Below are 10,088 nucleotides of genomic sequence, written 5' to 3'. Positions count from 1 at the left end.
GTATTAGGCACGCCGCCAGCGTTCATCCTGAGCCAGGATCAAACTCTCCAATAAAGTTAGTTTGTCTAGCATCTAAAATAAAAATTGACGTTTCACGTTGTTTGTTTCGTTTAGTTTTCAAAGTTCAACATCGCGTTTCAGCGACTTTTATAATATATCATAGTATATTATTTTCGTCAACAAGTTTTTTCGATAACTTATATCTCTCATTTGCTGACTCTGCCTATTATATAGGCTTTCCCTTCCCTATGCAAGTATTATTATAAAAAAATAAAGAGGGGAGATATCTCCCCTCTTATTCTTCTGAAGAAACCTCTTCACTCGTTTCTTCCTCATCATCTTTTTGTGCTTTTGCTACTGTCGCTACCTCTTGCTCATCCTCTAATCGAATTAGACGAACACCTTGTGTATTACGTCCCATTTGAGAGATTTGATCAACTGGCATACGAATAATAACACCCGCTGCTGTAATTAACATAATATCTTCTTCACCTGTTACAGATTTAACAGCTACTAATTTCCCGTTTTTATCTGTAATATTACAAGTCTTCAGACCTTTACCACCACGGCTTTGTAGACGGTATTCATCAATTGGCGTACGTTTTCCATAACCATTTTTCGTTACAATTAAAACATTTACATCCTCTTCGACAATTTCCATACCTACAACTTGATCTTCTTCACCTAATGTAATTGCTTTTACACCAGCCGCGTTACGTCCCATAGAACGCACATCTTGCTCGTTAAAACGAATTAACATACCATTGCTTGTTCCTACAATAATATCCTTATCACCAGATGTTAAACGTACAGATATTACTTCATCCTCTTCACGAAGAGAGATTGCAATTAAACCATTCGTACGGATATTTGCAAATGATGAAAGTGGTGTTCTCTTAGAGATACCTTGTTTTGTTGTGAAGAATAAGAATTCATCGTCACCAAATTCACGAATTGGAATAATGGCGTTAATCCATTCGCCCTTATCTACACCTAATAGGTTAATAATAGGTATACCTTTCGCTGTACGACTATACTCTGGGATTTCATATCCTTTCGTACGGTATACTTTCCCCTTATTAGTGAAGAATAGAATATGATCATGCGTAGAAGTAGTTAATAAATGCTCGACGAAATCATCATCATTTGTCCCCATTCCTTGCACACCACGTCCACCACGGTTCTGTGTTTTATACGTGGAAGCTGGTAACCTCTTAATATAACCATTATGAGTTAACGTAATGGCGATATTTTGTTCTGGAATCAAGTCTTCATCTTCAATAGACTCCATACCACCAATTGTAATTTCTGTGCGTCTCTTATCATTGAAGCGCTCTTTTACTTCCGTTAATTCTTCACGAATAATCTCAAGAACCTTTTCTTCATCTGCTAAGATTGCTTTTAATTCAGCGATTAACTTCATTAAGTCCTGATATTCTTGTTCAATCTTTTCGCGTTCTAAACCTGTTAAACGTTGCAAACGCATATCTAAAATAGCTTGCGCTTGTTTTTCACTTAAGCCGAAACGTTCCATTAAACCTTGCTTTGCAATTTCCGCTGTTTTCGAACTACGAATTAATGTAATAACTTCATCCAGATGGTCTAAGGCAATTCGTAATCCTTCTAAAATATGAGCACGCGCTTCTGCTTTTTCTAGTTCATAAGCTGTACGTCTACGAATTACTACCTTTTGATGTTCCAAGTAATGATATAAATTTTGTTTTAAGTTCAGCACTTGTGGCTCTCCATTTACAAGAGACAGCATGTTAATACCGAAACTCGTTTGAAGTGCTGTATGTTTATATAAGTTATTTAATAATACATTAGCATTGGCATCACGACGTACTTCCATAACAATACGCATACCATTTCGATCTGATTCATCACGTAAATCTGTAATACCTTCAATTTTCTTATCGCGAACTAATTCTGCAATTTTTTCAATTAATCGCGCCTTATTTACTTGATAAGGTAGTTCCGTTACGATAATAGATTGTTTGCCATTTGACTTCTCTTCAATTTCAACTTTAGCACGAAGTATAATAGAACCGCGTCCTGTTTCATACGCTCTACGAATACCACTTCTTCCTAAAATTAAACCTGCCGTCGGGAAATCTGGTCCTGGAATGCACTCCATTAATTCTGCAATAGTAATATCAGGATTATGACTTAATGCCAATACCCCATCAATTACTTCGCCAAGTTGATGCGGCGGAATATTCGTTGCCATACCAACTGCAATACCTGTCGTACCATTTACTAGTAAGTTAGGAAAACGCGCTGGTAATACAATTGGCTCTCTTTCAGAACCATCATAGTTATCTTGATAATCAATCGTATTTTTTGAAATATCACGTATTAACTCCATAGAAATCTTAGACATTCTTGCTTCTGTATAACGCATTGCTGCTGCTGAATCTCCATCGACAGATCCAAAGTTACCATGCCCATCAACAAGCATATAACGTTGACTGAAATCTTGCGCCATACGTACCATTGTTTCATAAACAGCTGAATCACCATGAGGGTGATACTTACCAATTACTTCACCAACAATACGTGCTGATTTCTTATACGCTTTATCAGCCGTAATTCCTAAATCATTCATCGCATATAAAACCCTACGATGCACAGGTTTTAATCCATCACGAACATCTGGTAATGCACGAGATACGATAACACTCATTGCGTAATCTAAAAATGAGGTACGCATTTCATGACTAATATTAATTTCTCGAATTCGTGCTTGTTGTTGATTGTCTGACATCAACGAGCACCTCCTCTTACATTTCCGTTACACATACATTGATTTATATGTAGAAGACAGGAATACTCAGATTCCTGTCATTACTCATTTAAATATCAAGGTTTTTCACGTATTTTGCATTTTCTTGGATAAAGTTACGACGTGGCTCTACTTTATCCCCCATTAAAATTTCAAATGTTTCATCTGCTTCAATTGCATCTTGAAGGGAAACTTGAAGTAATGAACGCACTTCTGGGTCCATTGTCGTTTCCCAAAGCTGAGCTGGATTCATTTCTCCTAAACCTTTGTAACGTTGGATCCCGGGTTTAGGTTGAGCTGGTAATTCAGCTAAAATCTTTTCAAGCTCTTTCTCATTATAAGCATATTGAATTTTTTTACCTTGTTGTATTTTAAACAACGGTGGCTGTGCAATATAGATATAACCATGTTCAATAATTTGACGCATATAACGATAGAAGAACGTTAATAATAGGGTACGAATATGCGCACCATCTACGTCGGCATCCGTCATAATAATAACTTTATGATAACGAGCTTTCTCAATATCAAAATCGCCGCCAATGTTCGTACCAATTGCAGTAATAATTGTACGCACTTCATCGTTAGATAAAATTTTATCCAATCTTGCTTTTTCAACGTTAATAATTTTACCTTTTAGCGGTAAAATCGCTTGGAAGTGACGATCACGCCCTTGTTTTGCTGATCCACCGGCAGAGTCACCCTCTACAATGTAAATTTCACTAATTGCTGGATCTTTCGAAGAGCAATCTGCTAATTTACCAGGTAAACTTGAAACTTCTAATGCGCTCTTGCGGCGTGTCAATTCACGTGCTTTTTTCGCTGCAACACGTGCACGTGCTGCCATCGTACCTTTTTCTACGATTTTTCGTGCAACATTCGGGTTTTCTAGTAAGAACTTTTCAAATGCCTCTGAAAACACAGACTCTGTAATCGTTCTTGCTTCACTATTCCCAAGTTTCGTCTTCGTTTGTCCTTCAAATTGTGGGTTTGGATGTTTAATTGATACAATTGCAGTTAAACCTTCACGAACATCCTCACCCGTTAAGTTACTGTCTGCATCTTTTAAAATACTATTTTTACGTCCATAATCGTTAATCACACGAGTTAAAGCTGTTTTAAACCCTACTTCATGTGTTCCACCTTCATACGTATGAATGTTATTCGTAAATGAGTAAATATTATTTGTATATCCTTCGTTATACTGTAAGGAAACCTCAACTTGAATACCATCTTTTGATCCTTCTACATATACAGGTTCTTCATGGATTGGTTGTTTTGAGCGATTTAAATGCTCGACGTATGATTTAATTCCACCTTCATAATGGAATTCTTTCTTTTGCTTATGTTCACGTTTATCTTCAATTGTTAATTTAATATTACGATTTAAAAATGCTAATTCACGCATACGAGTTGCGAGCGTATCAAATTCGTATACTGTTGTTTCCTGAAAAATTTCTGGATCTGGTTTAAATCGAGTTATCGTTCCTGTTTGATCTGTGTCACCAATGACTTTTAAATCCGCAACCGGAATACCTCTTTCGTATTTTTGATAATGGATTTTACCTTCACGATGTACAAATACCTCTAGTTCTGTTGATAGGGCATTTACTACAGATGCCCCAACACCATGCAAACCACCAGAAACTTTATAACCGCCGCCGCCAAACTTACCACCAGCATGAAGAACGGTCATAATAACCTCTACAGCAGGACGTCCCATTTTTTCTTGTATACCAACTGGAATACCACGTCCATTATCCGTTACACGAATACTATTATCTTCTTCGATACTAACGTTAATTTCATCACAGTAACCTGCAAGTGCTTCATCAATACTATTATCGACGATTTCCCATACAAGATGGTGAAGTCCTTTTCCGCTTGTAGATCCAATATACATACCAGGGCGTTTTCGAACTGCTTCTAGCCCTTCAAGTACCTGTATTTGACTTTCATCATATGAATTTTCTTGCATTTGCTTTTGTTCCATTGACACAAAGATCACCTACTTTTCCATTTAAACAGGGATTACGCCCTATCTATTTCACAATCTACCGTGCCGTTCGTTACATGAATTGTTTTCGCTTCTTTTAATGTTTCGTGTTCAATTCCGTCGACACTCGTCGTTGTCACAAATGTTTGCACTTTTCCTTGAATTGTATTTAACAGATGCGATTGACGATAATCATCTAATTCTGATAATACATCATCCAATAGAAGAATCGGATATTCTTTAACTTCTGAGTAAATCAATTCAATTTCAGCTAATTTTAGGGACAGTGCGGTCGTTCGTTGTTGTCCTTGCGAACCAAAGACTTGAACATTTTTACTATTAACGAAGAATTGTAAATCATCACGATGAGGACCAATTAAAGTCGTACCACGGAAAATTTCACGTTGTTTCACGGATTGAAAACTTTCATAGTATACTTCTTTTATTTTCGACAAATCCATTGATTCTGATACATCTACACTCGGTTTATAGACAATTTCTAATTCTTCTAACCCACGGCTTATACCACGATGAATTGGAGCTGCCCATTCTTGTAGTAAATGCAAAAATTCAAAGCGTTTTTGCAAAATTTTTGTACCATGCTCAATAAGTTGAAGTGTAAATACATCCAACATCGTTTCCTCATTCTTACTATTCCCTTGCATCTTTTTTAGCAAGTGATTTCGTTGTGTGAGCACCTTTTGATATTGACTCAATTCATACAAATAGACCGGAGCTATTTGGCCTAATTCCATATCTAAAAAGCGTCTTCTTACTTGAGGGCTTCCTTTTACAAGATTTAAATCTTCTGGGGCAAACATGACAACATTCATCACGCCAATATATTGACTCAATTTTTGTTGTTCAAGTTGATTTAATTTTGCCTTTTTACCTTTTTTCGAGATATTTAATTCCAAAGACAAAGAACTATTTCTCTTTTGTAGCTTTCCTTTAATTTGACCGAAATCTTCATCCCAACGGATAAGTTCGCGATCATTAGAGGTTCTATGAGATTTCGCCATCGCTAAAACATAAATAGCTTCCATCAAATTCGTTTTCCCTTGCGCATTCTCGCCGATAATTACATTTACCTTATCTTCAAAGGAAAGCTCTAACTTTTCATAATTGCGATAGTTTTTTAATTGTATTTCTGAAATAAACAAAGGGCTCCCCCTTTATGACTGAACTTGGAAACTTCCGCTTCCTGGAATTTCAATAATATCGTTCGCATATAGTTTGCGACCTCTTCTATTTTCAAGTTCTTGATTCACGTACACTTCATATTCTTGTAAAAACCATTTTACAGCGCCACCTGTATCAATTACATCGGCTAACTTTAAAAATTGCCCTAGTGTAATATACTCTGTTGAAATTTTAATACGTTTCATAAAATCGCTCACTTTCTGAAAGTGTTCATTCTTTCATTGTACTAAATAAACTAGCATTAGGAAAGTAATACCCAAAAATCAAATAAGGGCTACTAGCATCTGAAAACTAGCAACCCTTATTTCTTACTTAGTAAGTACGAACCGGTAAAATTAATTGAATAATGGATTCATCATTTACTGTACGAATTAAGAATGGTCTCATTGCTCCAGTAAAGCTAATCTTAATTTCAGTACTATCTAATGCTTTTAGTGCATCCATCATATATTTTGCACTAAAAGATATTTTTAACTCTTCTCCATCTACTTTTTCACATTGAACTTCTTCTACTACTTTTCCGATTTCTGGTGAATTCGAGGAAATTTCTAGCATTGCCTGCTCTAAAGTTGATAATTTTACAACATTATTACGACCATCTCTTGCTAAAAGAGATGCACGATCAATTGCTTGTAAAAATTCTTTTGTATTTACAAAAATATCTGTTTTGCTCTCCGCTGGAATTAAGCGAGTTGTATCAGGGTAATTTCCTTCTAACAATCTTGAGAAGAATAATAAATGTTTTGTACGGAATAATACTTGATACTCCGTAATAACGATATCTACCATTTCTTCAGACTCATCTAGAATTTTGCTTAATTCATTTAAACTTTTTCCTGGAATAACAACATTTGCTTGGAACTCATCTGCAATGCCTTCAATTTTTGCTTTTCGAAGAGCTAGTCTGTGACTATCTGTAGCAATGCCAGTTAGTTCGCTGTTATATACCTTCCAGTTTACACCTGTCAAGATTGGTCTTGTTTCAGAAGTGGAAACTGCAAATACAGTTTGTCTAATCATATGTTTAAGTAAATCCGTTGGAATCTTAAAAACATGATGTTCTTCAATTTGTGGTAACAATGGATATTCTGCAGAATCTAAACCATTTAAATTAAACTCTGATTTTCCAGAAGTTATTTTTGTCATCAAATGATTTTCCACAGAAATTTCTACAGTTTCTTTAGGCAACTTCTTTACAATTTCACTAAAATATTTAGCCTGTAAAACAATACTTCCTGATTGATTCACTTCTACGATTTCTTTTCCATTCTCTTCAACTGGAATGAAAGATTCAATTGAAATATCAGCATCGCTTCCTGTTAATGTAACTCCTTCTTCTGTAGCGACAACTTTAATCCCCGTAAGGATCGGAATTGTTGTACGAGAAGAAACAGCCTTCATTACATCTTGTACACTTCTTACAAGATAGTCTTTTTGTATTGTAAAACGCATAAAGAAAAACCTCCGGTAAGTATAAGATTTTATTTAATTAATAAAGATAAAAAATAGTAGTAATAGTAATAGGGCTTGTGGATATGTGGATAACCCTGTTAAAGGATGTAAAAACAGTCTATCTACATGTGGATAGACTGTGCGTAAAACAAGGAAAGTTATTCACACTATTCAGCTACTACTTTAAAATATCGTTAATTTCTTCAACTTGCTTTTGTAATTGCGTATCCGTCTTAAGTAGCTTAGAAATTTTTTCATGAGCATGGATAACTGTTGTATGATCACGTCCACCAAATTCTTCACCTATTTTAGGTAAGGAGGAGTCTGTCAGTTCACGTGATAAATACATTGCAATTTGGCGAGGGAAGGCAACTGATTTCGTTCGCTTTTTCGCCTTGAAATCTTCCAATTTTACTTGATAAACATCTCCTACAGCTTTTTGAATATCATAAATGGAGATAATTTTTGGTTTAGAATTTGGAATAATATCTTTAAGTGCTTCGGCTGCTAAATCAGCATTAATATCTTTGTTAATTAAAGATGAATAAGCTACAACTCGGATGAGTGCACCTTCTAGTTCACGAATATTTGAATCGATTTGATTTGCAATATAAAGCATGACCTCATTTGGTATATCAAGTCCTTCAGCCTTTGCCTTTTTGCGCAAAATTGCAATCCGCGTTTCTAAATCTGGTGGCGTAATATCCGTAATGAGTCCCCATTCAAAGCGAGAACGAAGACGATCTTCTAAAGTTGGAATTTCTTTTGGTGGCCGATCACTGGAAATTACAATTTGTTTACTTTCTTCGTGTAATGCATTGAATGTATGGAAAAACTCTTCTTGAGTTTGTTCTTTTCCCGCTAAAAATTGAATATCATCTATCAATAAAACATCCACATTGCGGTATTTATTACGAAAATCGACAGCTTTATTATCACGAATAGAATTAATGAATTCATTTGTAAATTTTTCTGATGATAAATATACAACTTTGGCATTTGGGTTATGTTCAATTACATAATGACCAATTGCATGCATTAAATGGGTCTTTCCAAGTCCAACTCCCCCATAAATAAAGAGGGGATTATATGCTTTAGCTGGCGCTTCGGCTACGGCCAATGAAGCAGCGTGAGCAAAACGGTTACCAGAGCCAATAACAAACGTATCAAACGTATATTTTGGATTTAGCATACTCTGTGGTAAATGATTAGAATCATCTTGTGCTGAATTCGGTTTAGAAGGAGGAAGATCAATCTCCTCTTCGGCTTGACTTTGGGGAATAATAAAGCGAATAGCTAATTTTGCCCCTGTTAAATCATAAAGTGTTTCTGAAATTAGCTCTGAATAATGAGATTCTAGCCAATCGCGGGCGAATTCATTTGGAGCCGTAATTGTTAATACATCTTTCTTTAAATTATGTGCGGTCGTTGATTTTAACCATGTTTCATAACTTGGTTTACTGACCTTTTTTTCTAGTTCTTTTAAGGCGCTGTTCCATAAATCAGAGATGTTTTCCAAAGGTGTCCCTCCTTTACTAAGATGGTAAAAGAATAAGGTTGCGCAACAAATGTACAACCTAAATAAATATAAAATGTATATTTATACGAAACGTATTTTAAAACCTAAAAACGTCGTTTGTATATGAGATAGGGTTTTCGACAAAAAAAGCAAATGTGGATAATCATTTACCCACATGTGATTAAAACTGTCCACATGTTATACACAAATTGTGGATAAGATAATGATGTGGAAAACTTATTCAAAGTGAAAACACAACTATAATATCAAAAAAAAGTAGCTATAGCAATGAAATTAAGAAAGTTATCCACAAAATCAATACCTTGTGGAATAAACTTGTCCACAACACGATATACTGTGTAAAAGTACGAAAAGAGTTTGTGGATATAAAAAACAGAAAAAAACATTTATCCACAAGGAAATATAGCGTCTGTGAAAAAGTATGTGAATAGGTTCAAAATGAATATTTGATGAAAATTTCTAGAACCATTGACATTTTCCTAGTTGATTAACTATAATTTATAAGACTGTCTTTAACAGATATTCCTCAGGGAGGTGTCATATAATGAAAAGAACTTACCAACCAAATAAACGTAAGCGCAGCAAAGTACATGGTTTCCGCAGCCGTATGAGCACAGCGAACGGACGTAAAGTGCTAGCAGCTCGTCGTCGTAAAGGAAGAAAAGTATTATCTGCGTAGACCACTGATCGTTCAGTGGTCTTTTTTTCTAATAATAGTGAATTTCCGCTGATGAACTACAGGAGTGTCAATTGATATGAAGAAAAAACATCGTATAAAAAAGAATGATGAATTCCAGACGGTTTTTCAAAAAGGAAAATCGACTGCGAATCGTCAATTTGTTGTGTATCAACTAGATAAAGAAGAGCAGCCAAACTTTCGTATTGGCCTTTCTGTCAGCAAGAAAATAGGAAATGCAGTAGTGCGTAACCGAATTAAACGTATGATTCGCCAGTCGATCATAGAATTAAAAGATGAGATAGATTCTGGAAAAGATTTTGTTATAATAGCAAGGAAGCCTTGTGCAGAGATGACATATGAAGAAGTAAAGAAAAGCTTAATTCATGTCTTTAAACGCTCTGGTATGAAAAGAATAAAAAAGTAGCGTAAGGAA

The 10,088-nt window shown here is 35.3% G+C and carries 8 protein-coding genes; 2 read left to right on the top strand and 6 right to left on the bottom strand.

Annotated elements, in window-relative coordinates:
* Window positions 1-295: 295 nt before the first annotated feature.
* The 6 genes from gyrA to dnaA form a co-directional block, all read right to left on the bottom strand.
* A complete protein-coding gene (gene gyrA / locus ACTFR9_RS18765) occupies window positions 296-2,767 on the bottom strand; it encodes a DNA gyrase subunit A (RefSeq protein WP_001282851.1) in 2,472 nt (823 codons plus the stop codon).
* A gap of 88 nt (window positions 2,768-2,855) precedes the next feature.
* A complete protein-coding gene (gyrB, locus tag ACTFR9_RS18760) occupies window positions 2,856-4,778 on the bottom strand; it encodes a DNA topoisomerase (ATP-hydrolyzing) subunit B (protein WP_000435990.1) in 1,923 nt (640 codons plus the stop codon).
* Window positions 4,779-4,816: 38 nt separating this feature from the next.
* The gene (gene recF, locus ACTFR9_RS18755; RefSeq protein WP_000470750.1) at window positions 4,817-5,944 is read right to left on the bottom strand and encodes a DNA replication/repair protein RecF; all 1,128 of its coding nucleotides are present in this window, start codon (window positions 5,942-5,944) and stop codon (window positions 4,817-4,819) included.
* Between the two features lie 12 nt (window positions 5,945-5,956).
* A complete protein-coding gene (yaaA, locus tag ACTFR9_RS18750) occupies window positions 5,957-6,169 on the bottom strand; it encodes a S4 domain-containing protein YaaA (protein WP_000821367.1) in 213 nt (70 codons plus the stop codon).
* 127 nt (window positions 6,170-6,296) lie between these two features.
* Entirely contained in the window at window positions 6,297-7,436 is a 1,140-nt protein-coding gene (gene dnaN, locus ACTFR9_RS18745; protein ID WP_001212896.1) for a DNA polymerase III subunit beta, read from the bottom strand.
* 178 nt (window positions 7,437-7,614) lie between these two features.
* Window positions 7,615-8,955: a chromosomal replication initiator protein DnaA gene (gene dnaA / locus ACTFR9_RS18740; RefSeq protein ID WP_000428025.1), complete on the bottom strand. Its 1,341-nt coding sequence runs from the start codon at window positions 8,953-8,955 to the stop codon at window positions 7,615-7,617.
* Window positions 8,956-9,520: 565 nt separating this feature from the next.
* On the opposite strand from dnaA, the gene rpmH reads away from it, so the two are divergent.
* Together rpmH and rnpA are read left to right on the top strand one after the other, a co-directional pair.
* Window positions 9,521-9,655 carry a 50S ribosomal protein L34 gene (rpmH, locus tag ACTFR9_RS18735; protein ID WP_000831901.1) on the top strand — a complete coding sequence of 45 codons (135 nt, stop codon included), beginning with the start codon at window positions 9,521-9,523 and terminating at the stop codon, window positions 9,653-9,655.
* 76 nt (window positions 9,656-9,731) lie between these two features.
* The gene (gene rnpA, locus ACTFR9_RS18730; RefSeq protein WP_229136864.1) at window positions 9,732-10,079 is read left to right on the top strand and encodes a ribonuclease P protein component; all 348 of its coding nucleotides are present in this window, start codon (window positions 9,732-9,734) and stop codon (window positions 10,077-10,079) included.
* Window positions 10,080-10,088 lie beyond the last annotated feature (9 nt).

Origin of the sequence: Bacillus cereus group sp. MYBK222-1 (assembly GCF_051916425.1) — a bacterium.
Lineage (GTDB): Bacteria > Bacillota > Bacilli > Bacillales > Bacillaceae_G > Bacillus_A > Bacillus_A paranthracis.
This window is presented reverse-complemented; position numbering and strand designations above follow the sequence as displayed.